Source organism: Nocardioides taihuensis, from assembly GCF_042657275.1.
GTDB lineage: Bacteria > Actinomycetota > Actinomycetes > Propionibacteriales > Nocardioidaceae > Nocardioides > Nocardioides taihuensis.
The window spans coordinates 1-26,686 of record NZ_JBHSKD010000024.1; the positions used below are offsets into that span (position 1 = coordinate 1).

Here is a 26,686-nt window from a genome sequence, read left to right on the forward strand (position 1 = left end):
GCGCACTCGGAGGCAAGCCACCAATCAGTCGACTGCAACCAACCTGACGGCCGGGTACAGCTAGTGCTGCTCCTCCAGCGAGCTGCGCAGCTGCTCGAGCGTGCGCGTCAGCAGCCGTGAGACGTGCATCTGCGAGACGCCGATCTCCTCGGCGATCTGGCTCTGGGTCATGTTCTTGAAGAAGCGCAGCAGCAGGATCTTCTTCTCCCGCGGCTCGAGCCGGTCGAGCAGCGGCTTGATCGACTCGCGGATCTCGACGTGCTCGAGGTTCACGTCGTCCACGCCAAGTGCGTCGAGGATGCTGGCCCCGGGCTCGTCGCCGCTGTTGTCGCCGGCGTCGAGCGACAGCGTCGCGTAGGCGTTGCTGGACTCGATGCCCTCGACGATCTCCTCGACCGTGCACCCGATCGACTCGGCGAGCTCGCGCGGCGTGGGGGAGCGGCCGAGGGTCTGGGTCAGCTCCGCGCTGGTCGCGCTGATCTGCATCCGCAGCTCCTGGAGGCGGCGCGGCACCCGGATCGCCCAGCCCTTGTCGCGGAAGTAGCGCTTGATCTCGCCGATGATCGTCGGCGTCGCGTAGGTCGAGAACTCCACGCCGCGGGAGGGCTCGAACCGGTCGACGGCCTTGATCAGCCCGATCGTGCCGACCTGCACGAGGTCCTCGTAGGGCTCGCCGCGGTTGCGGAAGCGCCGCGCGCAGTGCTCGACGAGGGGGAGGTGCAGGTGCACCAGCGCCTCGCGCAGGTCGCTGCGCTCGCGCTCGTCGGCCGGGTCGGCCAGCCGGCCGAAGAGCTCGGCACTGCGACGCCGGGTCTCGTCGGGCCCGGACAGCACGACGTCGGGCGGGCCCGCGTCCAGCGGGTCGGCCGGGGCGCTGGAGGACGCCACTACAGACCGGCCCCGACGTCCTCGGGCTGCATCGTGATCGTGACCGAGAACCGTCCCTCGTGCGAGGAGACGTCGGCGGCGGTGGCGAGCGTGCTCAGCACCTGCCAGGCGAAGCTGTCGAGGTCGGGGGCGACGTCACCCGCGCTCACCACCGTCACCCGGACGGTGAGCTGGGAGGAACCGAGGAAGAACGCGCACGTCAGGTCCGAGCCGGGCTGCGCCTCGGGCAGCACCAGGGCGCAGGCCTCCCCGACGGCGATGCGGAGGTCCTCGATGTCGTCGATGGGGAAGTCGAGGCGGGCGGCGAGCCCGGCGGTCGTGGTGCGCAGCACCGAGACGTAGGCGCTGTCGGCGGGGAGCCGGAGCTCCACGTCCGCCCGGTCGACCTGCGGCATCGCGTCCATGTCCGTCCTTCGGTGGAGGGTGTCCTGCGAACGATAGTCGGGGCCGCCCCCGGGCGCGCTGCAACCCGGCCGACGGCCCCGACGGTGGCGCGGCGTACGGGCGCCGCGCCCGGGCTCAGGCCTTCTTGGTCTCCCAGAAGATCTCCGCGATCTCGTCGATCTTGGCGAGCAGCTCGTCGGCCTTGGCGGCATCCATCTCGCCCTTGGTGCCCGTGGCGCCGGCCAGCTTGGTGGCCTCGTTGAACAGCGTGTGCAGCTGCGGGTACTTCTCGAAGTGCGGGGGCTTGAAGTAGTCGGTCCACAGCACCCAGAGGTGGTGCTTGACCAGCTCCGAGCGCTGCTCCTTGATGAGCACCGCACGCGTGCGGAAGTCGGGGTCGTCGTTGTCGGCCACCTTGGCGATGATCGCCTTGACGGACTCGGCCTCGATGCGCGCCTGGGCGGGGTCGTAGACACCGCAGGGCAGGTCGCAGTGGGCCGAGACCTCGATGGTGGGAGCGAACAGCCTCGTGGTCATCCGTGGGGTCCTCTCGTCCGGGGTGGTGGGAAGGGCACTGCGACACTACTCGTCGTGTCCCACCCCACCGTGCCGGGCTCGTCGTACCCGTCCTCCCGGCTGCCAATCGGGTGGGCCCGCGTGCGCGGCGACTCCATGCGTCCCCTGCTCGCGCCCGGTGACCGCCTGCTGGTCCGGTACGGCGCGCGGGTGCGCGCCGGCGACGTGGTGGTGGCCCGGTTCGCCGACGGGACGGTCGCGGTCAAGCGTGCGACCGAGCGGCGCACGACGCGTGACGGGCGCCCGGCCTGGTGGCTGCTCAGCGACGACCCGGAGGTGGGCGTCGACTCCCGCCACCGGGGCCCGGTGGCCGACGCGGACGTGCTCGCCGTCGTCCTGGCCCGGGTCTGGCCCCGGCCGACCCGGCTGCGGCGCGGGGCGGCCCCGCAGCCCTGAGACGCGGCGCGGACCGATCCGGTCGCTGTGACACGATCAGCCCCATGGTCACTGCTCCGCAGGGTGACGCGTCAGCGCGCCCGCACGTCGGCGACCCGGTCTTCGACCTCCACGTCGGCGGCAAGCTCCAGACCGTCTCCACGGTGGCCCTCACCGGTCCCGAGGAGCTCTCGCTCGCCTACACGCCGGGGGTGGCCCGGGTCTGCGAGGCGATCGCCGCGGACCCCTCGCTCACCCAGCACTTCACGTGGGTGCCGAACACGGTCGCGGTGGTCACCGACGGGACCGCCGTCCTCGGGCTCGGTGACATCGGGCCGGCGGCCGCGATGCCCGTGATGGAGGGCAAGGCGGTGCTGTTCAAGCAGTTCGGCGGGGTCGACGCCGTGCCGATCTGCCTCGACACCACCGACACCGAGGAGATCATCGAGACCGTCGCCCGGCTGGCGCCGAGCTTCGGCGGGATCAACCTCGAGGACATCTCCGCCCCCCGCTGCTTCGAGATCGAGGCCCGGCTCAAGGAGCGGCTGTCGATCCCGGTCTTCCACGACGACCAGCACGGCACGGCGGTCGTCGCGCTGGCCGCGCTCACCAACGCCCTGCGGCTCACGGGCCGCGACCCCGCCACCACGCGGGTCGTCGTCCAGGGTGCGGGTGCCGCGGGCGTCGCGGTGGCGCGGATCCTGCTCGAGGCCGGCATCCGCGACCTCGCCGTCCTCGACCGCAAGGGCGTGCTCAACACCGAGCGCTCCGACCTGACCGCGGTCAAGGAGGCGCTCGCGCGCGACACGGCGGACCACTTCGGCCGCCGCGGCTCGCTCGCCGACGTGATGGACGGCGCCGACGTCTACATCGGCGTCTCCGGCGGCACCGTGCCCGAGGAGGTCGTGGCGTCGATGGCCGACGACGCGATCATCTTCGGCCTCGCGAACCCCACCCCCGAGGTGCACCCCGACGTCGCCCACCGCCACGCCCGCGTGGTGGCGACCGGTCGCTCCGACTTCCCCAACCAGATCAACAACGTGCTGGCCTTCCCGGGCATCTTCCGCGGCGCGTTCGACGTGCACGCGACGGCGATCACCGAGGGCATGAAGCTCGCCGCCGCGGCGGCGCTGGCCGAGCTGGTGGGGGACCGGCTCTCCGAGGAGTACGTCGTCCCGTCGCCGTTCGACCCCCGCGTCGGGCCGGCGGTGTCGGCGGCGGTGGCCGAGGCCGCCCGGCGGGACGGCGTCGCCCGGCGCTGAGGGCCTCAGTAGGGTCGAGCAATGCGCGCCGTCTACGCCCAGTCCTTCTCCCCCGACGACCCGCTCTCCGGCCTGGTGGTCGGTGAGCGCCCCGATCCCGAGGTGCCCGACGGGTGGACGACCGTCACCGTCCGGGCCGCGTCGCTCAACCACCACGACCTCTGGTCGCTGCGCGGCGTCGGGCTGCGCGAGGAGCAGCTGCCGATGATCCTCGGCTGCGACGCCGCCGGCACCGACGAGGACGGCAACGAGGTCGTGGTGCACGCCGTGATCAGCGACCCCGCGTGGTCGGGCGACGAGACCCTCGACCCGCGGCGCTCGCTGCTCTCGGAGCGGCACCCGGGCACCTTCGCCGAGCGGGTCGCCGTACCCCGCGCGAACGTGCTGCCCAAGCCCGCCTCGCTGTCGTTCGAGGAGGCCGCGTGCCTGCCGACGGCCTGGCTCACGGCGTACCGGATGCTCTTCAACCGCGGCGGCCTGAAGGCCGGCGACACGGTGCTGGTGCAGGGCGCCGGCGGCGGTGTGGCGACGGCGCTGATCGTGCTGGCCCGGGCCGGGGGCCTGAAGGTGCTGGCCACCTCGCGCGACGAGGCCAAGCGGGCCAAGGCCCTCGAGCTCGGCGCGCACGAGGTGTACGAGTCCGGCGCGCGGCTCCCGGTCAAGGTGGATGCCGTCATGGAGACCGTCGGGCGCGCCACCTGGTCGCACTCCATCCGCGCGCTGCGCCCCGGCGGCACCATCGTGACCAGCGGTGCCACGTCGGGCCCGAAGCTCGACGACGCCGAGCTCACCCGGATCTTCTTCCTCCAGCTGAGCGTGGTCGGCTCGACGATGGGCACCCGCGCCGACCTCGCCTCGCTCGTCACGATGCTCGACGCCACCGGCACCCGCCCGCTCGTCGACCGCGTGCTGCCGATCGAGCAGGCGCGCGACGGCTTCGCGGCGATGGCCGAGGGTGACGTCTTCGGCAAGATCGTCTTCACGCAGTGACGGCCCGCACCCACCTGCTGACCGGTGCCGGGTCCGGCATCGGCGCCGAGCTCGCCGCCCGCCTGCTCGCGCGCGGTGACCGGCTGCTGCTCGTGGCGCGCAGCGAGGAGCGCGCGGCCGAGCTGGCGCGTGACCTGCCCGGGGCCGACACCCTCGTCGCCGACCTCGCCGACCCGCCCGCCCTCGAGCGCACGCTCGCCGGGGCCGACCTTCCGGCGCGTCTCGACTCCTTGGTGCACGCGGCCGGCGTGGTCGAGCTCGCGCCCGTGGCCGAGACCGACCTCGCGCACTGGCAGCAGCAGCTGGACGTCAACCTGACCGCTGCGATGCTGCTGGTCCACGCCGCGCTCCCTGCCCTGCGCGCCGCGCGCGGCACGGTCGTCCTGGTCAACTCGGGCGCCGGGCTGTTCGCCCACCCGACCTGGGCGGGCTACGCCGCCTCGAAGTTCGGGGTGCGCGCCCTCGCCGACGCCCTCCGGGCCGAGGAGCACGAGCACGGCGTCCGCGTGACCACGGTCTACCCCGGCCGGGTCGCCACCCCGATGCAGGAGAAGGTGCACGCCCAGGAGGGCAGGGAGTACGACGCGGGCGACTGGATCCGGCCGGGGACGGTGGCCGACGCGGTGCTCCACGCGCTCGACCTCCCGGCCGACGCCACGGTGCCCGACGTGACGCTGCGCCCGGGACCCTGACCGGCTAGCTCCCTGCCTCCTCCAGCACGAAGACCCGCACCCGGCGGCGGTCTCCGATGCGCTGCTGGTACTTCAGGTAGCCGCCGTAGAAGCGCCCCGCCTCGGCGACGATGCGAGGCGCCTCGTCCTCGGTGGCGGGCCGGGCGACGACGGGGACGGTCATGCCGCGGTAGGTGACCGTCGCCCGGGGGTCGGCCTCGAGGTTGAGTGCCCAGGCGGGCGTGCCGGGCTGCCCGAAGTTGGTGCCGAGCAGGCCGAGCGTGCCCTCGAACGGGGTCGCGATGAGGTGGCTGGTGCGCTGCTGGCCCGACTTGCGGCCGGTGGTCGTGAGGTCGAGGACCGCCAGGCCGGAGAGCAGTCCCGGTGCGCTGTGGCGACCCTTGGTCAGCCGCCCGACGAGGTCGTCGAGGTGGCGCAGGGTCCGCGAGAAGATCCAGGCACCCACCCTCGTGCCGCCGAGCCACCGCGTCGCGCGGTGCAGCGGGTTGGCGGTGGCGTGGCTGTACCCGAGGTCGCTCGCAAGTCCCATGCGCGCACGCTATCCCCGCGAGCGCCAGTGCAGGGCGCCGATCAGGACCATCCGCAGCTGGGTGCGGGCGGTGGCGACGACGTGGGCCTCGTCCCCGGGGCTCTGCCCGGCCTCCAGGACCGACTCCGCGGTGGCCACCATCGCGCTCACGATCAGGTTCGAGAGCACGCGGAGGTCGTCGGCCGACCACGGCCCGGTGCCCGGCAACCGGGCCAGGTCGAGGGCCAGCTCGCGCTCGCACAGCTCGATCTCGTGCCGGATCGCCTCGCGCACCGCGGGCGGCCCGGCCGCCCGCTCGCGGGCGATGAACCGGAAGTGCGCCCGCTGCCGGTGCACGTGGTCGACGAGCACGGTGATCGAGCGGTCGACGATGTCGCCGAACGCGAGGTCCTCCGGGTCGCCCCGTCGTACGTCGCGCAGCATCGCGCGCAGCGACTCGAACGACTCGTCGACGAGCGCCAGACCGAGCGCCTCGATCGAGTCGAAGTGGCGGTAGAACGCGGTCGGCACGATGCCGACCTCCTTGGCCACCTGGCGCAGCGAGAGCGCGACCAGGCTGCTGTCGTCGCAGAGGTCGAGCGCTGCGTCGAGGATGGCGCGCCGGGTGCGCTCCTTGCGCTCGACCCGCGTCACCGGCCGGTCGGGCCCCGTCGTGGTCACCCCGCGATCGTAGGCGGCGGCGTCGTGGCCGAGACGCGGTTGGCGGTCCCGCGGCGGGCCGGGGAGACTGGTGGCGTGAAGGACCACCTGAGCCGCGCCGAGATCCGCAAGGACGTCGTGCAGGGGACCGTCGAGGCCGCCGCCGGCACCATCGGGCAGGTCGCCACGATCCTCACCGGGGCCGTCAAGGACGTCGCCGGCGCCCTGGGGGGACTGGCCACCGAGCTGTTCGAGATCCGCGACGCCGCCCGCCGGGCGGCCGCCGAGCACGACCCCGACCCGGGGGTGTGATCCCGACCCCGCCGAGTGGTCCAGACCAGTGGTTCGGGTCATCCCGGGTCGGGTAGACAGTCGCCCGCGGGGGTCTCATCGAGACCACACGGGACGAGGCGGACATGACGCAGCAGCACGACGAGGGCGCTGTCGACTGGACGGTGCACTACGACGCGACGACAAGCACCCTGGAGCTCAGCGGCTCCTTCGACCACGGGGCGCTGGCCGCGATCGGGGAGAAGATCGACCGGGCCCACCGCCGTACGGCGTGCCTGCTGACGATCGACCTGACCCGCACGGCCGCGATCACCCCGCACACGCTCGGGCGGCTCGTGCACCTGTGCCACTCCTACCCGGGCACGTTCGTGCGGCTCCCCGTGGCGTCGGAGTCGGTGCTGGCCTGAGCGGACCGGTCAGCCGAACGACATCCTGAACCCCGCCATCCGGAACGACGCCCAGGGCCGGTGACCGACCAGGAAGCCCAGCGGGCCGTCGGCGGCGAACTCCCAGCGGCCCCGGCAGGGCAGGGTGCGGGCCGAGCCCTGCAGGGTGGCGGCCTTCGGCTGGCCGCCCGGCTCGAGCGGTGGCTGCCAGGTCGCCCCGCGGAAGGGGAGACGGAGGGCGGCGCGCGAGACGTCGTGGAAGGTGGCCCGGGCGATCGGCCGGCGCCCGGTGCTCGCGCTCCACTCCGTGGTGGAGAAGGGCCCGCGGTGCGCGGACTCGAGCTCGAAGTCGCACAGCCCCTTGGGGATCGCCCACAGCTCGCGGCCGCCGAGCATCGAGGCGGCCGAGTCCACCCAGATGTCGACGATCGACACCCGCCGCCCGCGCCCGCCCCCGGGGTCGGGCACCGGCCGGGCGACGAGGAGCTCGGAGTAGGTGAGCACGCTGCCGGGCTCGTAGGAGACGAAGGCGGCGCCGTACACGCCGGCCGGCCGCAGGTCGTCGACGTCCTCGCGGACGCGGAAGAGCGACAACCAGAGCGACCCGGTCATCGCCCAGGGCGCCGCCGGGTAGGTGGTCGCGTCGGGGTCGGGGGAGAGCACGGCCCGAATCTAGCGAGGTCGACCGTCAGTCGTCGGGGTCGTCCAGGCGCGCGAGCCAGGTGGCGAACCGCTCCACCGCCGTCTCGTGCTCGGGGTGCGTGTCGGTGAACTCCTGGAGGCGCTCGGCCAGCCACGCGAGGGTGACCTCCTCGTCACCCCGGCGCTTCTCCAGCTCCTCGATGCCCCGGTCGGTGAAGTACACGGTGACCCCGGCTCAGTAGTCCTCGAGGCCGCTCTCGAGCGGCGCGAACGCCCGGTCGACCAGGGCCTTCTGCTCCTCGGTGTGCCGCTTGACCGTGCCGACCGACGGCGACGAGGACGCCGGGCGGGTCACCGGCTCGACGTGGCGGTCGAGCGCCGGCCACACGTTGAGCGCGTAGTGCGGCCACGGGCCCATGTTGCGCGGCTCGTCCTGCACCCAGCGCACCGACTGCAGGTTCGGGAAGCGGTCGAGGTACTCGTGGATCTCCTCGGTCGGGCGCGGGTAGAGCCGCTCGATGCGGGCGATCGCGAACCGCGACGCGTCCTCGCGCCGGGCCCGGGCGACCATGAGGTCCCAGGTGATCCGCCCCGAGCACAGCAGCAGGGTATCGACCTTCTCGGCGTCGGCCTGCGCGTCCACGATCAGCGGTCGGAAGTCACCGGACGTGAAGTCCTCCGGACGCGACGCGGCCTCCTTGCGCTTCAGCATCGACTTCGGGGTGAAGACGACCAGCGGGCGGTGGTCCTCGCCGAGGGAGTGCTGCCGCAGCAGGTGGAAGTACGACGCGGGGGTCGAGGGCTGCGCGACCACGAAGGCGTCCTCGGCCGCCATGCTGAGGAAACGCTCGATGCGGGCCGAGGAGTGGTCGGGGCCCTGGCCCTCGTAGCCGTGGGGGAGCAGCATGACCACGCCGGACTGCTGGCGCCACTTGGTCTCGCCGGAGGTGATGAACTCGTCGATCACCGTCTGTGCGCCGTTGACGAAGTCGCCGAACTGCGCCTCCCACAGGACCAGCGCGTCGGGCCTCGCCACGGAGTAGCCGTACTCGAAGCCGAGCGCGGCGTACTCGGAGAGCAGCGAGTCGTAGACGTAGAACTTGGCCTGGTCCTCGGTGAGCGACGACAGCGGCGTCCACTCGTCGGCGTTGGTGCGGTCGATGATCGTCGCGAACCGCGAGACGAACGTGCCGCGGCGCGAGTCCTGGCCGGCCAGGCGCACCGGGCGGCCGTCCATCAGCAGCGAGCCGAACGCCAGGATCTCGGCGGTGCCCCAGTCGATCGGGCCGTCGGTGATCGCGGCGGCCCGGCGCTGCAGCTGCGGCATCACCTTGGGGTGCACGGTGAAGCCCTCGGGCGGGGTGACGTAGGCGTCGGAGATCCGCTTGAGCACGTCCACGGAGACCGCGGTGCGGGCCTCGCCGGCCGACTTCTCGGGGTAGTCGGGGACGGTCGTCCAGTCCGACGGGGTCTCGTCGGTGCTGGCCTCGCGGACCTCGGTGAACACCCGCTCGAGCTGCTGCTGGTAGTCGCGCAGCACCTGCTCGGCCTCCTCGATCGTGATGTCGCCACGACCGATGAGGGACTCGGTGTACAGCTTGCGGACCGAGCGCTTCTGCTCGATGAGGTCGTACATCAGCGGCTGGGTGTACGACGGGTCGTCGCCCTCGTTGTGCCCGCGCCGGCGGTAGCAGACCAGGTCGATCACCACGTCCTTGTTGAACGCCTGGCGGTACTCGAACGCGAGCCGCGCGACCCGGATGCAGGCCTCGGGGTCGTCGCCGTTCACGTGGAAGATCGGCGCCTGCACCATCCGGGCGACGTCGGTGCAGTAGAGCGAGGAGCGCGACGAGCCGGGGGAGGTGGTGAAGCCGACCTGGTTGTTGACGACCACGTGGATGGTGCCGCCGGTGCGGTAGCCGCGCAGCTGGCTGAGGTTCAGCGTCTCGGCGACGACGCCCTGGCCCGCGAAGGCCGCGTCGCCGTGCACCAGCAGCGGGAGCACGGGGTAGGCGGCGCCGCGGTTGAGCATGTCCTGCTTGGCCCGGGCGATGCCCTCGAGCACCGGGTCGACCGCCTCGAGGTGCGAGGGGTTCGCGGCGACGGAGACCTTGATCCGGGCGCCCGAGCCGGCGACGAACTCGCCCTCGGCGCCGAGGTGGTACTTCACGTCGCCGGAGCCCTGGACCGTGCGCGGGTCGATGTTGCCCTCGAACTCGCGGAAGATCTGGGAGTACTTCTTGCCGACGATGTTGGCCAGCACGTTGAGGCGCCCGCGGTGGGCCATGCCCATGGTGACCTCGTCGAGCTCGGCCTCGGCGGCGGCCTCGCAGATCTCGTCGATCAGCGGGATCGTGGTCTCGCCGCCCTCGAGGCTGAACCGCTTCTGGCCGACGAACTTGGTCTGCAGGAAGGTCTCGAACGCCTCGGCCTGGTTGAGCTTGAGCAGGATCCGCAGCTGCTCCTCGCGGGGCGGCTTGGTGTGCGGCTGCTCGACGCGCTGCTGGATCCACCGCCGCTGCTCGGGGTCCATGATGTGCATGTACTCGATGCCGGTGGTGCGGCAGTAGGAGTCGCGCAGGATCCCGAGGATCGTGCGCAGCTTCATGAAGCGCCGGCCCTCGCCGCCGAACGAGCCGGTGGCGAACTCGCGGTCGAGGTCCCACAGCGTGAGGCCGTGCGACTCCACCTCGAGGTCGGGGTGGCTGCGCTGGCGGTACTCCAGCGGGTCGGTGTCGGCCATCATGTGGCCGCGCACGCGGTAGGCGTGGATCAGCTCGAGGATCCGCGCCTGCTTGCTGATCTCGTCGTCGTGCGAGGTCGCGATGTCCTGCGCCCAGCGGATCGGCTCGTAGGGGATGCGCAGCGAGCGGAAGATCTCGTCGTAGAAGTCCTGCTCGCCGAGCAGCAGCGCGTGGACCCGCTTGAGGAACTCACCCGACTGCGCGCCCTGGATCACGCGGTGGTCGTAGGTGGAGGTGAGGGTCATGATCTTGCCGATCGCGTTGCGCGCGATCGCCTCCTCCGAGGCGCCCTGCCAGCCCGGGGGGTACTCCATGGCGCCGACGCCGATGATCGCGCCCTGGCCCTTCATCAGGCGCGGCACCGAGTGGTTGGTGCCGATCGTGCCGGGGTTGGTCAGCGAGATCGTGGTGCCCTGGAAGTCCTCGACGGTGAGCTTGCCGTCGCGCGCCTTGCGTACGACGTCCTCGTACGCCGTCCAGAACGCCGCGAAGTCCATCGTCTCGGCGGCCTTGATCGACGGGACCAGCAGCTGACGGGTGCCGTCCTTCTTGGCGACGTCGATGGCCAGCCCGAGGTTGATGTGGGCGGGCTGGATCAGGGTGGGCTTGCCGTCGATGGCGTCGAAGCCGACGTTCATCTCGGGCATCTCGCGCAGCGCCTTGACCAGCGCGTAGCCGATGAGGTGGGTGAAGGACACCTTGCCGCCGCGGGCGCGGGCGAGGTGGTTGTTGATCACCGTGCGGTTGTCCCAGAGCAGCTTGACGGGGACCGTGCGCACCGAGGTCGCGGTCGGGACGGTGAGCGACACGTCCATGTTCTGCACGGTCCGGGCGGGCGCCCCGCGCAGCACGGTGTAGGTCGGCTCGTCGCTCGCCGCCGCCTTCGCGGCCGGGCGCGGGTCCTTGGCGACGGGGGTGCTGGTGCCGGTCGCGGGCTCCGCGGCGGCGGAGGCCGGGCGCGGCCTGGCGACGGGGATCGGGCCGGTGGTGGTCGGGGTGGGGTCGGCCTGCGGGGCCGTGCGCGCCGCGGCGGTCCGCGAGGCCGGAGGCTCGGACTGCGGCGACGGCGCCGGGGCGGCCTTCTGCTGCGGGGCGGCCTCCTGGGTCTGCGTGCTCTGCCGGGCCTGCGGGGGGGCCGCCTGCTGGGCCTGCTGCTGGGCCTGCTGCTGGGCGGGGGCCTGCGCGGCCGCGGGGGAGGACGCCGTACCGTTGCTGCCACCCGCTCCGTTGGCCTGGCCGTTGGCCTGGAAGTACCTGATCCACTCCGGCGACACGCTCTGGGGATCGCGCTGGTACTGCTCGTACATCTCGTCGACGAGCCACTCGTTGGCTCCGAAGTCGGTGGTGGACGGTGCAGGCTCCGAGCTGGAGTGGCCTGAGGACTGCGGCACGGTGGGGTTCGCCTCTTCCGGGGTTCGTGCGCGGTTTGGAATCAGTGGTCAAGGCTAGTCGCACACGCCAGCAAATGCGCAGCGGAGGGTCGACTTTGAGGCACGCTGGAGGACGGCCATCCGGACGAGGAGATCGCACCGCATGAGGAGACGCCCGACCACCCCCGCACGCCGCGTCGTGGCGGGTTCCGCGACCGCGCTCTCCCTCGCGCTGCTGGCGATCCCGCTCGCCGGCTGCACCGGCGACGACGACGGTCCCGACGACGCCACGACCTCGCCCACGCAGGCGATGCCCTCCGACGAAGGCGCGGTCTTCGAGGTCGCGACGGTCACGCGTGTGGGCAAGGTCACCGGGAGGCTGACGCGTGAGGCCCGGGCCGCGGTCGTCGACAGCGTCACCCCGGTCGTCGAGCGCTACGTCGCGGCGGCGTACGGCGGCAGCTACCCACGGTCGTCGTTCGGCGACGCCCTCGACGACTTCACGCCGTTCGCCCAGCAGCAGGCCCAGCGCGACATCGGCCTGCTGACCAACCGCCCGCTCGGCAGCGAGGTGGACGACGTCGTCCCGCTGAAGAGCCGGGTCGACCTCGACGTCCTGGGCGTGAAGGGCCACGCGGCCGGCGTGACCGCGCGCTACACACTGCGCTTCCGCACCGAGGGCGACGTGAGCCGCCGGGTCCGCGTCGACGGCCGCCTGCTCCTGACCCACGGCGACTCCGGCTGGAAGGTCTTCGCCTACCACGTCTCGAAGGGGGTCAGCTGATGACGCGCACCCGCGCCCGCGCGCTGCTCCGCATCTCGACCCTGGCCGCGGTGCTGGCCGTCGTCGGCCTCGTCGTCCCCGACTCGGCGGTGCGACCCGCCGACATGGCGCTGGTCAAGCTGCAGACCGCCGAGGGCGTCGACCCCGGCGGGGACGACGTGGTGTGGATCCTCGCGGTCGGCTCCGACGCCCGTCCCGGCGAGACCATGACCCGCACCCGCGGCGACGCCCTGCAGCTGATCGGGATCAACCCCCGCACCAGCGCGGCGACCTCCATCGGCATCCCGCGCGACTCCTACGTCAGCATCCCGGGGTACGGCTCCGACCGGATCAACGCCTCGATGGTGTACGGCGGGCCCCAGCTGCTCGGGGAGACGGTCGGCAACCTGGTCGGCATCCAGCCCGACTACGTGTTCGTCACCAAGTTCCCCTACTTCATCGACATGGTGAACGACATCGGCGGCATCACCGTGCACAACCCGCGGGCCTTCAGCGACACGGGGCTCAAGCCGGGCGGGTTCAAGGCCGGCGACATCCACCTCAACGGTTACGGGGCGATGGCCTTCTCCCGCATCCGACACTCCCTGCCCGGCGGTGACTTCGACCGATCGGCCAACCAGCAGCGCACGCTGGCCGGCATCCAGGCGCGGATCCGCCAGCAGGCCGACAAGCCCGGCTTCATCGAGAAGGGCGTGCTGTCGGTGATGCAGCACCTCGACACCAACCTCGCACCCGGCGAGCTCTTCCGGCTCGCACAGCTGGTCGCCCAGGTGGATCCGTCGAAGATCACCGGCTGTGTCGTCCAGGGCGGCTTCGCGATGATCGGCGGCGCCAGCGTCGTCACGCCCGACACCGGCCAGGCGCGTCGCTACGGCGACGTGGCCCGGACCACCGCCGTCATCCGCCACTGCTGAGGCGTGGCCGGGTGGTGGAGACCGCCGGCGCGGGTGCTCGAGGCGGACCCGCGCCGACGGTGTGCCGGACCAACGTGGGCGTTGCCGCGGGCGGTACGCCGCAGCCGGTGTGACGCACACCTGTCTGGACCGGTGGGCCAGGGCTCCTCGTCGCCCGGTGCCCCCGACGCGGCGGCTCGTCCTCCCGAGATGTGGCGTCACGGGCACCTCGCGTAGAGGATGGCCGGGGAGGGCGTCCCCCCTGCGCCGGCGAAGGAGGTGCGTGACCGTGCCCAGCCCACATCAGGCTGCCGCGATCCGCCCACGTCTGGCGCACCCGCGCACCTGGGGGCGCACGACGCGGGCAGTCGCCGCGGCCACTGCCTGCGCGCTGGGGCTGCACGTGGTGTGGGTGCTCTTCCTGGCGGGCACGGGCGGCGACCTCGCCGCCCAGGACGCCTGGACGGGGTTCGCGCTCGCCCATCCCTCGAGCGCCTACGACTTCGCCTGGTACGGCGGGATGCACCCGGCCTCCTACAGCCTGATCGCGCCGTACCTGATGAGCGTCACCGGCGTCCGCACCACCGCGGTGGTCGTGGGCACGGTGTCGGCCGCGCTGCTGGCCCTGATCGTCTCGCGTGGCTTGTCGGTCTCCGACCCGACCCGCGTCGGGATCTACGGCGCGGTCGCCCTCTTCGGCAACGCCGTCTCGGGGCGCGTGACCTTCGGCCTCGGCGTCGCGCTCGGGCTGGGCGCGCTGGCGGTCGTCTTCGCCTGGCCCCGGCGCCCGGCCGGCGACCTCGAGCAGTGGTGCCGCGGCGCGCTGGTGGCGTTGCTCGCCGGTCTCGCGACGGCGGCGAGCCCGGTGGCGGGTCTCTTCCTCGGACTCGTGGCCGCGGCCCTGTGGCTGCGCGGACGTCGGCGGGCGTCGCTCGCGGTCGGCACGGTGCCGGTCGTGGTGGTCGCCGTGACCGCGGTGCTGTTCCCCTTCGCCGGGATCCAGCCGACCTCCTTCTCGGTGATGATCGCGCCGCTGCTGCTGGCCGCGGCCGCGGTGGCCCTGCTGCCCCGGCAGTGGCGCCTGGTGCGCGCGTGCTGCGCGGTCTACGGCGCCGCGATCCTGCTGGCCTGGGTGTTCCCGACGCCCATCGGCACCAACATCGTCCGGATGGCCCTGCTGTTCGGTGGCGTGGCCCTGGCCGCCGCGGCGTCGGGCGCCTGGTGGACCTCGCCGGTGGCCCGGCGGTTCGGTCGCCCCGTCGCCCGGGCGCTCCTGGTGACCGCCATCGCCAGCGCCACGGTCTGGCAGGTGGTGATCGCGGGCCGCGACCTCCAGAGCTCCGCCGCCGCCGCCAGCATCGACGTCGACGTCAGCCCCCTGGTCGCCGAGCTCGAGGCACGCGGCGCCGACGCCGGCCGGGTCGAGGTCGTCCCGACCAAGAGCCACCGCGAGGCCTCCGCGCTGTCGCCGTACGTCAACCTCGCGCGGGGCTGGAACCGGCAGGAGGACGTCCACCGCAACGCCGTCTTCTACGGCGACGAGGGGTCGCTCACCCCCGAGCGCTACGAGCACTGGCTGCACCGCTGGGCCGTCCGGTTCGTGGTGCTCCCGGACGCGCCGGTCGACTACGCGGGGGAGCAGGAGGCGGCCCTGGTCCGGGCCGGACTCCCGTTCCTGCGGGAGGTCTGGCAGGGCCAGCCCTGGACCCTCTACGAGGTCGTCGAGCCGACGCCGCTCGCCTCCGCGCCCGCGTCCGTCGTGGACTCCGACGCCAGCGGCGTGACCGTGCACATGCCGGAGGCCGGGTCGACGGTGGTGCGCGTCGCCTGGTCGCCGTGGCTCAGCATCGTCGACGACCAGGGCCGGCGGCTCGACGCGACGGTGCTGGGGGACTCGTGCATCGACCAGGCCCCCGGCCGCACCCCGTCGGCCCCGACCTGGGCCGTGCTGCGCGTCACCGAGCCGGGCACCTACCGGGTGGGCGCCCCCTACGCGCTCCCGCGGGGCACGCCCTGCCCCGACGTCGACTGAGCGGGGACCGTCGCTGCGGGCTGCGGCCCCACGTCCGCCTGCGCGGGCAGCTGCGGCGACCGGCCGAGCATCCGGGTGACGATCACGCCGCACGTGGTCATCGCCAGGGCGATGCCCGCCAGGACGACCAGCTGGAACTGTGCGGCGACGGCCGGGCTGGCACCGCCGAAGAGGGCGCCGACGAAGGCGCCGGGGAGGGTCACCAGCCCGGTCGACCGGGTCTGGTCGAGGGTCGGCAGCAGCGACTCCCGTACCGCCTCCTGGCCGATGTCGAGGTGCGCCTCCGCCGGTGTGGCGCCCAGTGACAGCCACGCCTCCACCTCGTCGCGGCGGTGCCGCACCCCGCGGCCGAAATTGCGCCCGGCGAGCGTGGCTGCGCTCATGGCGTTGCCGATGACGATCCCGGCGACAGCCACGAGGTAGCGCACCTCGAGGTCGACCAGCTGCACCGCGAAGATCAGGACCAGCGCGAGGCCGGCGCCCGCCAGCACGCCCGTCACCGCGGCCCGCCTGCCGTGCCAGAGCTCGTGCAGCCGGCCGGCCGACGTCCACGACGCGGTGGTGAGCATCAGGGCCAGGAACGCCACCACGGTCCACTCGAGGGTCAGGATCCCGCGCAGCAGCAGCGCGACGACCGTCAGCTGCGCGCTGGCGCGGACGAGTGACCAGAGCGGCGTCCACCCGAGGCCCACGCCCGCCGCGCGGGCGATGGCCATGGTCACCGCGACCAGGACGAGCAACCCGGCGCCGAACCACACGAGCTCGGTGGGCGAGGGCACCCGGTGCACGCTACCCGGGCCGACGTCGCGTGACCCGGGCTCGCCGGGCGACGACCTGTGCACGAACGCCTGCGGTGGTCTGGTCCGGCTGGCACACTGCCGCCCATGCCGCTGCTCCGCAGGTCCTCGCGACCCACCACCGCCGCCGTCCACCCCGTCTCCGCGTTCTGGGAGTGGTGGGCCGAGGAGGGTCACCGCACCAGCCCGCACGGGGAGTCGAGGGCGACCCATGAGCTCAGCCGCCTGGTCGCCGCGATCCACCCGGGCCTCACCTGGCACTTCGGGCCGGGGGTCGTCGCCGAGCACCGCCTCACCGTGAGCGCCGGTGGGGTGGCCGAGGTGCGGCCCAGCGCCGAGCGCTGGTTCCGGGCCGCGCCCCCCGCCGACGCGACCTGGGAGTTCCGACCGAGCCAGGAGGCCACCCCCGACGCGCTGGCGCACACCCTCGAGATCGCCGGGCACCGGCTCGAGCTGGCCGCGACCGTGTTCTCGGTGGTGCCCGACGTCGAGCAGCTGCGGGTCCACGTCGGTGTCCACCACCCGGCCTTCGGCGAGCTCCCCGACGACGTGCCGGCCCAGGTGAGCTTCCTCCTGCTCGACCAGCTCCTGGGGGAGGACGACGTCGAGCGGTGGCTCGGGCACGTCGAGGCCCTCACGGCCGCTCCCGAGCCGGCGCACAGCGGCGAGAAGCTGTGCCAGGTGGTGGCCGCGATGGCGGCGTCCCTCGACGACCACTGGGCGGTGGCGGAGTGGGAGGACGACGACGGCACGCCCGGCGTCGCCTGCTTCCGGCCCGGTCTGCGCTGGCTCGACCACCCGACGTTCGACCGCTACCAGGTCGTGACGGCGCCGTACCCGGGCCGCGCGGACGGCCTGCCCGCCGACGAGGCCGCGCTGGCGCAGCTGCAGGCCCTGGGAGAGGAGCTCGACCAGCTGCTCGCCGGCCGCGGTGTGGTGGTGGCGCACGAGAGCCAGCGCGGCGTCCGCACCTTCCACGCCTACACCGACGGCGAGGACCAGAACGCCGATGCCGACCTGCGCGACTGGGCCTCGACGAGGGGTGCGAGCGTCGATGCGACCCCCGACCCCGCGTGGACGCGGGTGCGGCACTTCACGGGCTGAACCCCGGGTCGGCTCCCTCCGGACGCGCGAGACCCCCGTCGCCAGCGCTGCGCGCTCTCGACGGGGGTCATCGGCGCCTCCGGCAGGATTCGAACCTGCGGCACCTGGTACCGGAAACCAGTGCTCTATCCCCTGAGCTACGGAGGCAACGCCTCGCGACGTCACCGTCGTCGTGGCTGCGCACGACCCTACAGCCGCCCGCGGGGCGTGCCGCAATCACCCCGGCACCGGGGCGGGTCCCACGGGCGATATCGATGCGGGGCCCGGCACCGCACGCCGATACCCTTGGCCGGTGACTCCCGACCAGCTCTCCACCGCGATCGTCGACGTCCTGACGACGCTGTCCGACGAGGGCGCGCTCGCCCTCCCGGACGGCGTTCCCGCGAGCGTGACGGTGGAGCGACCCCGGCAGAAGGGGCACGGCGACTACGCGACCAACGTCGCGATGCAGCTCGCCAAGAAGGCCGGGACCAACCCGCGGACCCTCGCCGAGCTCGTGGCCGAGCGGCTCCGTGCGTCCGACGGCATCGGTGACGTCGACGTCGCCGGACCCGGGTTCCTCAACGTCACCGTCGAGGCCGGCGCCCAGGGCCAGGTCGCGGGCGAGATCGTCGCCGCGGGGGCGTCGTACGGCTCGGCCACGACGCTGGCCGGCAAGAAGATCAACGTCGAGTTCGTCTCGGCGAACCCCACCGGCCCCCTCCACCTCGGCGGCACGCGGTGGGCCGCGGTCGGTGACGCGCTCGCCCGGGTGCTCGAGTTCTCCGGGGCCGACGTGACCCGCGAGTACTACTTCAACGACCACGGGGCCCAGATCGACCGGTTCTCCAGCTCGCTGCTCGCGTCGGCGCGCGGTCGGGAGGTCCCCGAGGACGGTTACGGCGGGGACTACATCCAGGAGATCGCCGACCAGGTGGTCGCCAAGCGCCCGGACGTGGTGGACCTGCCGGACGACGAGGCCCAGGAGGTCTTCCGCGAGGTCGGCGTCAACCTGATGTTCGAGGAGATCAAGTCCGACCTGCGCGACTTCGGGGTCGACTTCGACGTGTTCTTCCACGAGAAGTCGCTCCACGACTCCGGTGCGGTCGAGCGTGCCATCGCGCGGCTCACCGAGATGGGGAACACCTACGTGCAGGACGGCGCGCTCTGGCTGCGCACCGAGAAGTACGGCGACGACAAGGACCGCGTGATCGTCCGGTCCAACGGCTCGCCGGCCTACATCTCCGGCGACCTGGGCTACTACCTCGACAAGCGCGAGCGGGGCTTCGACCTCTGCTTCATCCTGCTCGGGGCCGACCACCACGGCTACGTCGGCCGGATGATGGCGATGTGCGCGGCGTTCGGCGACACGCCGCACGAGAACCTCGAGATCCTGATCGGTCAGATGGTCAACCTGCTCCGCGACGGCCAGCCGCTGCGGATGTCCAAGCGCGCGGGCACGGTGATCTCGATGAACGACCTCGTGGACGCCATCGGGGTGGACGCGGCCCGCTACGCCCTGTCCCGGTACACCAACGACACGACGATCGACATCGACCTGGACCTGTGGGAGAAGGCCTCCAACGACAACCCGGTCTACTACGTCCAGTACGCCCACGCGCGCACCTGCCGGATGGTCGAGAACGCCACCGACCTCGGCATGGCCCCGCCGGCCGACTTCGACCCCCGCCTGCTCTCCCACGAGCGCGAGGGCGAGCTGCTCCGTGCGCTCGCGGAGTTCCCGCGGGTGGTGGCCAGCGCTGCTGAACTGCGCCAGCCCCACCGCATCGCGCGCTACCTCGAGGACACCGCGTCGGTGTTCAACAAGTGGTACGACACCCGGGAGTGCCGGATGCTGCCGCAGGGCGACGAGCCGGCGTCGCCGGTCAACGAGGCGCGCCTCGTGCTGACGGTCGCCGCGCGCACGGTGTTCGCCAACGGCCTCGGCCTGCTCGGCGTCTCCGCTCCCGAGCGGATGTAGCCCGGATGTCGCACGAGGCCGGCTGGGCGCACGCGCCCGGCGCGCTGAGGAGCCCGTCGTGGCTGCGCCAGCCCGCGGACCCCGACGCGCTCGTCCCGCACCTCTGGTCGTCGACCGCCCGCAAGGTCGACGGCGTCCTCGAGGTGGGCGGGGTCGCGCTGCCCGACCTGCTCGCCGAGCACGGCAGCCCGGCGTACGTCCTCGACGAGGCCGACTTCCGGGCCCGCGCCCGCGCCTTCCGCACCGCGTTCGCCGACTACGACGTCTACTACGCCGGCAAGGCCTTCCTCTGCACGACGACCGCGCGCTGGGTGGCCGAGGAGGGGCTGCGCCTCGACGTCTGCTCCGGCGGGGAGCTCGCCGTGGCCGAGCGCGCGGGCTTCGAGATGGGCCACGTCGGGTTCCACGGCAACAACAAGTCGGCCGCCGAGCTGCGCCGGGCGGTCGAGGTCGGGGTCGGGCGGATCGTGCTCGACTCCTTCGTGGAGATCGAGCGGCTGACCGCGCTGGCCGCGGGGCTCGGGCGCCGCGTCGGGGTGATGGTGCGCGTGACCGCCGGCGTCGAGGCCCACACCCACGAGTACATCGCCACCGCCCACGAGGACCAGAAGTTCGGCTTCTCGATCACCTCCGGCGACGCCCTCGAGGCCGTACGCCGGGTGCTGGCTGCCGACGGCCTCGAGCTGCTGGGCCTGCACAGCCACATCGGCAGCCAGATCTTCGACACCTCGGGCTTCGAGGTCGCCGCCCGCCGGGTGCTCGCGCTGCACGCGCAGGTCTCCGGCGAGCTCGGCGTGAGCATGCCCGAGCTCGACCTCGGCGGGGGCTTCGGCATCGCCTACACCACCCAGGACGACCCGTCCGACCCCGCGCAGCTCGCGACCGAGATCACCAAGATCGTCGACCACGAGTGCCGCGCGCTCGGGATCGAGGTGCCCCGGCTCTCGATCGAGCCGGGTCGCGCGATCGTCGGACCGGCGGTCTGCACCGTCTACACCGTCGGCACGGTCAAGCCGGTCGAGCTCGACGGGGGAGCGGTGCGCACCTACGTCTCCGTCGACGGCGGCATGAGCGACAACATCCGCACGGCCCTCTACGACGCCGACTACTCCTGCACGCTGGCCTCCCGCCGCTCCGACGCGCCGCCGACGCTGACGCGCGTCGTGGGGATGCACTGCGAGGCCGGCGACATCGTGGTCAAGGACGAGTTCCTCCCGGGCGACCTGGCGCCGGGGGACCTGCTGGCGGTGCCGGGGACCGGTGCCTACTGCCGGTCGATGGCGTCCAACTACAACCACGCCCTCCGCCCGCCGGTCGTCGCGGTGCGAGAGGGTGGGACCCTCGTCGTCGTACGGCGCGAGACGCTGGACGACCTGTTGGCGACGGACGTGGGAGCACTCGGTGGGTGAGCGCAGTGGGTGAGCACAAGGCAGAGGTGGCGCCGCGCGCCGCGGCCCTGGGGGTCGCGGTGCTGGGCTGCGGCTCGGTCGGCTCGCAGGTGGTGCGGCTGCTCGAGGAGCAGGCCGCCGACCTCGAGGCGCGGATCGGCGCCCGGGTCGAGCTGCGGGGGGTGGCCGTGCGCCGCCTCGACGCGCCGCGCGAGGTCGAGGTGCCCGAGGGCCTGCTGACGACCGACGCCCAGGGCCTCGTCTCCCGTGACGACGTCGACCTGGTGATCGAGGTGATCGGCGGCATCGAGCCCGCCCGCTCGCTGGTGCTCACCGCGCTCGAGCACGGCGCCTCCGTGGTCACCGCCAACAAGGCGCTGCTCGCCGAGGACGGCCCGACGCTCTACGAGGCGGCCGAGCGGGCAGGTCGTGACCTCTACTACGAGGCGGCCGTGGCCGGCGCGATCCCGATCCTGCGCCCGCTGCGCGAGTCGCTGGCCGGCGACAAGGTGACGCGGGTGCTCGGCATCGTCAACGGCACCACCAACTTCGTCCTCGACAAGATGGACACCACGGGCGCCGGCTTCGCCGAGGCGCTGGAGGAGGCACAGGAGCTCGGCTACGCCGAGGCCGACCCGACCGCCGACGTCGAGGGCTTCGACGCCGCCGCCAAGGCCGCCATCCTGGCGTCGCTGGCCTTCCACTCCCGGGTGACCGCCAACGACGTCCACCGCGAGGGGATCTCCGAGGTCACCGCCGCCGACGTCGCCTCCGCCCGCGAGATGGGGGCCGTGGTCAAGCTGCTCGCGATCGCCGAGCTCACCGACGGTGCCGTCGCCGTGCGCGTGCACCCGGCGATGATCCCGCGCTCCCACCCGCTGGCCTCGGTGCGCGAGGCCTTCAACGCGGTGTTCGTGGAGAGCGAGGCCGCCGGCCAGCTGATGTTCTACGGACCAGGCGCCGGCGGCGCACCGACCGCCTCGGCCGTGCTGGGCGACCTGGTCACCGTGGCCCGCAACCGCCTCGCCGGCACCCGCGGCGCCGGTGAGTCGGCGTACGCCGCCCGCGAGGTGCTGCCGATGGGCCGCACCGTCACCCGCTACCACGTCGCGATCGACGTCGACGACCGCGCCGGTGTGCTGGCCGCGGTGGCCACGGCGTTCGCCGAGCAGGACGTCTCGATCCAGACCGTCCGCCAGGAGGGCCGCGACGAGGACGCGCAGCTGGTCGTGGTCTCCCACCGGGCGACCGACGCGCAGCTCAGCGCGACCGTGGAGGCGGTGCGTGCGATGCCGTTCGTGCGCGAGGTGACCTCCGTGATGCGGGTCGAGGGAGAGGGCGAGTAGCGCGATGATCACGCCGGCCAACCCCTCGCGCCAGTGGCGCGGGGTGATCGAGGAGTACCGCGACCTGCTCGACCTGCCGCCCGACACCGCCGCGGTGACGCTGCGCGAGGGCGGCACGCCGCTGGTGCACTCGCACTGGCTCTCCGGTCTGAGCGGGGCCGAGGTCTGGCTCAAGGTCGAGGGTGACAACCCGACCTGCTCCTTCAAGGACCGCGGCATGACCACCGCGATCTCGCTCGCGGTGCACGAGGGCGCGAAGGCGGTGGTCTGCGCCTCGACCGGCAACACCTCGGCCTCGATGGCGGCCTACGCCGCACGGGCCGGCCTCACGCCGCTGGTGCTGGTGCCCGAGGGCAAGATCGCCGCCGGCAAGATGGCCCAGGCGATCCTGCACGGGGCGCAGATCATCATGGTCCGCGGCAACTTCGACCACTGCCTGACGATGGCCAAGGAGCTGTCGTGGTCCTACCCGGTCGCGCTGGTGAACTCGGTCAACCCGGCCAGGCTCGAGGGCCAGAAGACCGCCGCGTTCGAGATCGTCGACTTCCTCGGCGACGCGCCCGACTACCACCTGCTGCCCGTCGGCAACGCCGGCAACATCGCGGCGTACTGGCTCGGCTACACGCAGTACGCCGATCTCGGCCGCGCCACGAAGCGGCCGGTGATGCGCGGCTTCCAGGCCGCGGGCGCCGCCCCGCTGGTGACCGGTGAGCCGTTCCCCGACCCGGAGACGAAGGCGACCGCGATCCGGATCGGCAACCCCGCCTCGTGGAAGCTCGCCGAGGCGGCACGCGACGAGTCCGGCGGCCGCTTCGCGGCGGTGACGGACGAGCAGATCCTCTCCGCCCAGAGGGACCTCGCCTCCCGCGACGGCGTCTTCGTCGAGCCGGCCTCGGCCGCGGGCATCGCCGGGATCCTGCAGGAGCTCGCGCAGGGGGAGTCCTACGCCGGTCGGCGCGTGGTGATCACGGTGACCGGCCACGGGCTCAAGGACACCGCCACCGCGCTCGAGGCCTTCGGTGAGCTCGTCGACGTCGTGGTGGACGCCGACGTCGAGGCCGCGGCCCGCGCCGCCGGCCTGGCCTGAGGGCGGCCGGCCGTGGTCGCCCTCGTCGAGGGACCCGTCCGGGTCAGCGTCCCCGCCACCTCGGCCAACCTCGGTCCGGGGTTCGACTCGCTGGGACTCGCGCTCGCGCTGCACGATGAGCTGACCGCCGAGGTGCTCCCCGCCGGCCTCGAGGTCGAGGTCACCGGCGGAGGGGAGGGTGAGGTGCCCCGCGACGAGCGCCACCTCGTGGTGCGCGCGATGCGGGCGGCCTTCGCCGCGCTCGGCGCGGACCCGCCCGGGCTGCGGCTGGCCTGCCGCAACGTCGTGCCGCACGCCCGCGGCCTGGGGTCGTCGTCCGCCGCCATCGTCGGCGGCATCGCGCTGGCCCGCGCGCTCGTGGCCGACGGGGCCGCGCGGCTCGATGACGAGGCGGCGTTCCGGCTCGCGGCCACGCTCGAGGGCCACCCCGACAACGTGGCGCCGGCCTGGTACGGCGGCTTCGTGATCTCCGGGCGTGACGGTGTGGCGGACGGGGACTTCTACGCCGTCGGCGCCCCGGTCGACCCGCGGGTGGGCGTCGTCGTGCTGGTCCCGCCGGACCCCGTGGCGACCGAGGTGGCCCGGGGGCTGCTCCCCGCCGCGGTGCCCCATGCCGCCGCCGCCGCCGACGCCGGGCGCACCGCCCTGCTGGTCGCCGCGCTCGGTGGCCGCACCGACCAGCTCCTGCGTGGCACCCGCGACTTCCTCCACCAGGCCCAGCGGCGACCCGCGATGCCGGCGACCCTCGACCTCGTCGAGGCGCTGCGCGCGGACGGCGTCCCTGCCGTGGTCTCGGGCGCCGGGCCGACCGTGCTCGCGTTCACCACGGCGCCCGGCGAGGCCGACGCCCTGCTGGCGCGTTGCCCGGAGGGGTGGGCCTCCCACGCCCTCGCGATCGACCACGACGGGGTGCGCCTGCACTGATCCGGGCACGGCCCCGGCGGACGCGAGGACGTGTCCCACCTCACTCGCGGCCGCCTCGTGGTGGTACATTGACGCTGCGCCACGTTCCTGGCGTGGCACCTGTCGGACCTTTCGATCCCGGGTGCACCACCTCCTCGTCCTCTGCGGTCCACCGCACCGCTCGTCGCCTGCGGCCGGATCTGGAACGAGGGGGGCAAACCACCATGCCGCCGGTGTCGCTGCCGGGCGGCTGATCCGTGGGAAGGACCTCACGTGACCGAGACCATCGACTCCACCGCGACGCCCGCCGGGGACACCCCGAAGAAGCGCGCCGGCGGACTCAACTCCATGCTGATCGCCGACCTCAAGGCAATGGCGAACGGCATGGGCATCGCCGGGGCCGGGTCGATGAAGAAGGCCCAGCTCGTCGAGGCGATCAAGGGCGCCCAGGCCGGCGGCCGGCAGGAGCGCTCCCAAGAGCGCCCCGCCGCCGAGCAGCGCGAGCAGCGCCGCGACGAGCCGCGGCGTACGCGCGAGGAGCGTGCCCCCCAGCAGCAGGACGACAAGCCCGAGCAGTCGCGGAAGACGAGGGACGCCCAGCAGGGCCCGCAGCGCGACCAGCAGCAGGGCCAGCAGCGCGACCAGAAACAGGGTCAGCAGCGCGACCAGAAGCAGGAGCGCCAGCAGGACCAGCGCCACGACCAGCGCCAGGACCAGAAGGCGGAGAAGGCGGAGAAGTCGGAGAAGTCCGAGAAGTCCGGCAGGACCGACCAGGCCTCCGAGCCGCGCGACCACCAGCAGGGCCAGCAGCAGAAGCAGCAGGCCCAGCGCGACCAGGCCCAGCGCGACCAGCAGCAGCGCGACCAGCAGCAGCGCGAGGACGGCACCAGCAGCCGCAACCGGCGGCGCCGTGGGCGCGACCGCGACCGCAGCCGCCCCCAGCGCAGCGAGCCCGACACCACGATCCTCGACGACGACGTCCTCGTGCCGGCCGCGGGCATCCTCGACGTGCTCGACAACTACGCGTTCGTGCGCACCAGCGGCTACCTGCCCGGCCCCGACGACGTGTACCTCTCCCTGACGATGGTGCGGAAGTACGGCCTGCGCCGCGGCGACGCGATCGTCGGCCAGGTGCGCCAGCCCCGCGAGGGCGAGCGCAGGGAGAAGTTCAACCCGATGGTGCGCATCGACGCGGTCAACGGGGCCGACCCCGAGACCACGCGCGAGCGGGTGGAGTTCTCGCAGCTGACGCCGCTCTACCCGACCGAGCGGCTGCGCCTCGAGACGGCGCCCGACAACCTGATCGGTCGCGTCATCGACATCGCCGCGCCGATCGGCAAGGGCCAGCGCGGCCTGATCGTCTCCCCGGCCAAGGCCGGCAAGACGATCATCATGCAGTCGATCGCCAACTCGATCACCACCAACAACCCCGAGTGCCACCTGATGGTGGTGCTGGTCGACGAGCGCCCGGAGGAGGTCACCGACTTCGAGCGCTCGGTCAAGGGCGAGGTGATCTCCTCGACCTTCGACCGCCCGGCCAGCGACCACACGATGGTCGCCGAGCTGGCGATCGAGCGGGCCAAGCGCCTCGTCGAGCTCGGCCACGACGTCGTCGTCCTGCTCGACGGCATCACCCGCCTCGGGCGCGCGTACAACCTGGCGGCGCCCGCGAGCGGCCGGATCCTCTCCGGTGGCGTCGACTCGGCCGCGCTCTACCCGCCGAAGAAGTTCTTCGGCGCCGCGCGCAACATCGAGAACGGCGGCTCGCTGACGATCCTGGCCACCGCCCTCATCGAGAGCGGCTCGAAGATGGACGAGGTGATCTTCGAGGAGTTCAAGGGCACCGGGAACATGGAGATCCGCCTGCGCCGCGACTTCGCCGACAAGCGGCTCTTCCCCGCGATCGACGCCGTGCAGTCCGGCACCCGCCGCGAGGAGCTGCTGATGTCGAAGGAGGAGCTGGCGATCGTCTGGAAGCTGCGCCGGGTGCTCTCGAGCCTCGAGGGACAGCAGGCGCTCGAGCTCCTCCTGGAGCGGCTGCGCAAGTCGCAGACCAACATCGAGTTCCTGATGCAGGTGCAGAAGACCACGCCGTCACCCGGCCAGGGGGACTGACCACACCGCCCACCCGGGAGTGTGTCCAGTACCCCACGACCTGATCGGAGCGTTTCCGGGTCGGGGGGTGCCCGGCGCACCTACCCTGAGGACGTTCACAACGGGGGTCGAGAGGTGAGGGTGTGGCAAGGATCCTGGTCGCGGATGACGACATCGACATCCGCGAGCTCGTGGAGTTCAAGCTGTCGACGCTCGGCCACGACATCGTGGCGGTCACCGACGGTGCCGCCGCGATCGACGCGTGCAAGCAGGACCGTCCCGACCTCGCGGTCCTCGACGTGATGATGCCGGGCATGTCGGGCCTCGACGCGATCCGGGTGATCCGCTCCGACCCGTCGCTCAGCGACCTCCCGGTGATCCTGCTGACCGCACGGGCCCAGGAGTCCGACGTCGAGAACGGCTTCGACTCCGGCGCCGACGACTACATCACCAAGCCCTTCAGCCCCCGTGAGCTCGCCTCACGGGTGCAGGCGCTCCTCGCCCGCGCGCAGTGACCCCGCGGGAACACC

26 protein-coding genes and 1 tRNA gene are annotated in these 26,686 nt (G+C 72.9%); 17 read left to right on the forward strand and 10 right to left on the reverse strand.

Features of this window, described 5'->3' with window-relative positions; genetic code table 11:
* Positions 1-60: 60 nt before the first annotated feature.
* From ACFPGP_RS17020 to sodN, 3 genes are all read right to left on the reverse strand, one after another.
* Complete coding sequence (locus ACFPGP_RS17020) at positions 61-888, reverse strand: RNA polymerase sigma factor SigF (RefSeq protein WP_378591977.1); 828 nt, start codon at positions 886-888, stop codon at positions 61-63.
* Positions 888-1,292 (reverse strand): ATP-binding protein, encoded by a 405-nt coding sequence (locus ACFPGP_RS17025; protein ID WP_378591978.1) that lies wholly within the window; start codon positions 1,290-1,292, stop codon positions 888-890. Before ACFPGP_RS17025 ends, ACFPGP_RS17020 begins: the two co-directional genes overlap by 1 nt.
* Positions 1,293-1,407: 115 nt before the next feature.
* On the reverse strand, positions 1,408-1,809 hold the full coding sequence (sodN, locus tag ACFPGP_RS17030) for a superoxide dismutase, Ni (protein ID WP_378591979.1): 402 nt from the start codon (positions 1,807-1,809) through the stop codon (positions 1,408-1,410).
* 54 nt (positions 1,810-1,863) lie between these two features.
* On the opposite strand from sodN, the gene ACFPGP_RS17035 reads away from it, so the two are divergent.
* From ACFPGP_RS17035 to ACFPGP_RS17050, 4 genes are read left to right on the forward strand one after another with little or no spacing between them, the layout of a single operon-like run.
* Positions 1,864-2,244 (forward strand): S24/S26 family peptidase, encoded by a 381-nt coding sequence (locus ACFPGP_RS17035; protein WP_378591980.1) that lies wholly within the window; start codon positions 1,864-1,866, stop codon positions 2,242-2,244.
* 44 nt (positions 2,245-2,288) lie between these two features.
* A complete protein-coding gene (locus ACFPGP_RS17040) occupies positions 2,289-3,485 on the forward strand; it encodes an NAD(P)-dependent malic enzyme (RefSeq protein ID WP_378591982.1) in 1,197 nt (398 codons plus the stop codon).
* Between the two features lie 21 nt (positions 3,486-3,506).
* Positions 3,507-4,475 (forward strand): zinc-binding dehydrogenase, encoded by a 969-nt coding sequence (locus tag ACFPGP_RS17045; protein ID WP_378591983.1) that lies wholly within the window; start codon positions 3,507-3,509, stop codon positions 4,473-4,475.
* Positions 4,472-5,167, forward strand: coding sequence for an SDR family oxidoreductase (locus ACFPGP_RS17050; RefSeq protein WP_378591984.1), 696 nt, complete (start codon positions 4,472-4,474; stop codon positions 5,165-5,167). The genes ACFPGP_RS17045 and ACFPGP_RS17050 overlap by 4 nt, the downstream gene beginning before the upstream one ends.
* 4 nt (positions 5,168-5,171) lie before the next feature.
* On the opposite strand, the gene ACFPGP_RS17055 is transcribed toward ACFPGP_RS17050, so the two are convergent.
* Both ACFPGP_RS17055 and ACFPGP_RS17060 read right to left on the reverse strand, forming a co-directional pair.
* On the reverse strand, positions 5,172-5,696 hold the full coding sequence (locus ACFPGP_RS17055; protein WP_378591985.1) for a nitroreductase/quinone reductase family protein: 525 nt from the start codon (positions 5,694-5,696) through the stop codon (positions 5,172-5,174).
* A gap of 9 nt (positions 5,697-5,705) precedes the next feature.
* On the reverse strand, positions 5,706-6,356 hold the full coding sequence (locus tag ACFPGP_RS17060; protein WP_378591986.1) for a TetR family transcriptional regulator: 651 nt from the start codon (positions 6,354-6,356) through the stop codon (positions 5,706-5,708).
* Between the two features lie 75 nt (positions 6,357-6,431).
* On the opposite strand from ACFPGP_RS17060, the gene ACFPGP_RS17065 reads away from it, so the two are divergent.
* The gene (locus ACFPGP_RS17065) at positions 6,432-6,647 is read left to right on the forward strand and encodes a hypothetical protein (protein WP_378591987.1); all 216 of its coding nucleotides are present in this window, start codon (positions 6,432-6,434) and stop codon (positions 6,645-6,647) included.
* 104 nt (positions 6,648-6,751) lie between these two features.
* A complete protein-coding gene (locus tag ACFPGP_RS17070) occupies positions 6,752-7,033 on the forward strand; it encodes a hypothetical protein (RefSeq protein WP_378591988.1) in 282 nt (93 codons plus the stop codon).
* A gap of 9 nt (positions 7,034-7,042) precedes the next feature.
* On the opposite strand, the gene ACFPGP_RS17075 is transcribed toward ACFPGP_RS17070, so the two are convergent.
* The 3 genes from ACFPGP_RS17075 to ACFPGP_RS17085 are packed head-to-tail and all read right to left on the reverse strand — an operon-like array spanning position 7,043 to position 11,789.
* Positions 7,043-7,675, reverse strand: coding sequence for an acetoacetate decarboxylase family protein (locus ACFPGP_RS17075; protein WP_378591989.1), 633 nt, complete (start codon positions 7,673-7,675; stop codon positions 7,043-7,045).
* A 25-nt stretch (positions 7,676-7,700) separates the two neighbouring features.
* Complete coding sequence (locus tag ACFPGP_RS17080) at positions 7,701-7,877, reverse strand: DUF6104 family protein (protein WP_378591990.1); 177 nt, start codon at positions 7,875-7,877, stop codon at positions 7,701-7,703.
* 12 nt (positions 7,878-7,889) lie between these two features.
* A complete protein-coding gene (locus tag ACFPGP_RS17085) occupies positions 7,890-11,789 on the reverse strand; it encodes a multifunctional oxoglutarate decarboxylase/oxoglutarate dehydrogenase thiamine pyrophosphate-binding subunit/dihydrolipoyllysine-residue succinyltransferase subunit (RefSeq protein ID WP_378591991.1) in 3,900 nt (1,299 codons plus the stop codon).
* A gap of 142 nt (positions 11,790-11,931) precedes the next feature.
* Between ACFPGP_RS17085 and ACFPGP_RS17090 the strand changes: the two genes are divergently transcribed.
* The 3 genes from ACFPGP_RS17090 (at position 11,932) to ACFPGP_RS17100 (ending at position 15,477) form a co-directional block, all read left to right on the forward strand.
* Positions 11,932-12,552, forward strand: coding sequence for a hypothetical protein (locus tag ACFPGP_RS17090; protein ID WP_378591992.1), 621 nt, complete (start codon positions 11,932-11,934; stop codon positions 12,550-12,552).
* Entirely contained in the window at positions 12,552-13,466 is a 915-nt protein-coding gene (locus ACFPGP_RS17095) for an LCP family protein (protein WP_378591993.1), read from the forward strand. Before ACFPGP_RS17090 ends, ACFPGP_RS17095 begins: the two co-directional genes overlap by 1 nt.
* A gap of 268 nt (positions 13,467-13,734) precedes the next feature.
* Positions 13,735-15,477 carry an MFS transporter gene (locus ACFPGP_RS17100; RefSeq protein WP_378591994.1) on the forward strand — a complete coding sequence of 581 codons (1,743 nt, stop codon included), beginning with the start codon at positions 13,735-13,737 and terminating at the stop codon, positions 15,475-15,477.
* Here ACFPGP_RS17100 and ACFPGP_RS17105 read toward each other — a convergent pair.
* Positions 15,435-16,256, reverse strand: a complete 822-nt coding sequence (locus ACFPGP_RS17105; RefSeq protein ID WP_378591995.1) for an ABC transporter permease — start codon at positions 16,254-16,256, stop codon at positions 15,435-15,437. The genes ACFPGP_RS17100 and ACFPGP_RS17105 overlap by 43 nt on opposite strands.
* A gap of 105 nt (positions 16,257-16,361) precedes the next feature.
* Between ACFPGP_RS17105 and ACFPGP_RS17110 the strand changes: the two genes are divergently transcribed.
* Entirely contained in the window at positions 16,362-17,378 is a 1,017-nt protein-coding gene (locus ACFPGP_RS17110) for a hypothetical protein (RefSeq protein WP_378591996.1), read from the forward strand.
* Positions 17,379-17,452: 74 nt separating this feature from the next.
* Here ACFPGP_RS17110 and ACFPGP_RS17115 read toward each other — a convergent pair.
* A tRNA-Arg gene (locus ACFPGP_RS17115) sits at positions 17,453-17,525 on the reverse strand.
* Between the two features lie 145 nt (positions 17,526-17,670).
* Between ACFPGP_RS17115 and argS the strand changes: the two genes are divergently transcribed.
* The 7 genes from argS (at position 17,671) to ACFPGP_RS17150 (ending at position 26,671) form a co-directional block, all read left to right on the forward strand.
* Positions 17,671-19,338: an arginine--tRNA ligase gene (gene argS, locus ACFPGP_RS17120; RefSeq protein WP_378591997.1), complete on the forward strand. Its 1,668-nt coding sequence runs from the start codon at positions 17,671-17,673 to the stop codon at positions 19,336-19,338.
* Positions 19,339-19,343: 5 nt separating this feature from the next.
* Positions 19,344-20,747 (forward strand): diaminopimelate decarboxylase, encoded by a 1,404-nt coding sequence (gene lysA, locus ACFPGP_RS17125; protein WP_378591998.1) that lies wholly within the window; start codon positions 19,344-19,346, stop codon positions 20,745-20,747.
* 5 nt (positions 20,748-20,752) lie between these two features.
* The gene (locus ACFPGP_RS17130; protein WP_378592132.1) at positions 20,753-22,072 is read left to right on the forward strand and encodes a homoserine dehydrogenase; all 1,320 of its coding nucleotides are present in this window, start codon (positions 20,753-20,755) and stop codon (positions 22,070-22,072) included.
* 4 nt (positions 22,073-22,076) lie between these two features.
* Positions 22,077-23,159, forward strand: a complete 1,083-nt coding sequence (gene thrC / locus ACFPGP_RS17135; protein ID WP_378591999.1) for a threonine synthase — start codon at positions 22,077-22,079, stop codon at positions 23,157-23,159.
* Positions 23,160-23,171: 12 nt separating this feature from the next.
* Entirely contained in the window at positions 23,172-24,083 is a 912-nt protein-coding gene (thrB, locus tag ACFPGP_RS17140; protein WP_378592000.1) for a homoserine kinase, read from the forward strand.
* A 252-nt stretch (positions 24,084-24,335) separates the two neighbouring features.
* Positions 24,336-26,177 carry a transcription termination factor Rho gene (rho, locus tag ACFPGP_RS17145; protein WP_378592001.1) on the forward strand — a complete coding sequence of 614 codons (1,842 nt, stop codon included), beginning with the start codon at positions 24,336-24,338 and terminating at the stop codon, positions 26,175-26,177.
* Positions 26,178-26,299: 122 nt separating this feature from the next.
* Positions 26,300-26,671 carry a response regulator transcription factor gene (locus ACFPGP_RS17150; protein ID WP_378592002.1) on the forward strand — a complete coding sequence of 124 codons (372 nt, stop codon included), beginning with the start codon at positions 26,300-26,302 and terminating at the stop codon, positions 26,669-26,671.
* Positions 26,672-26,686: the final 15 nt, after the last annotated feature.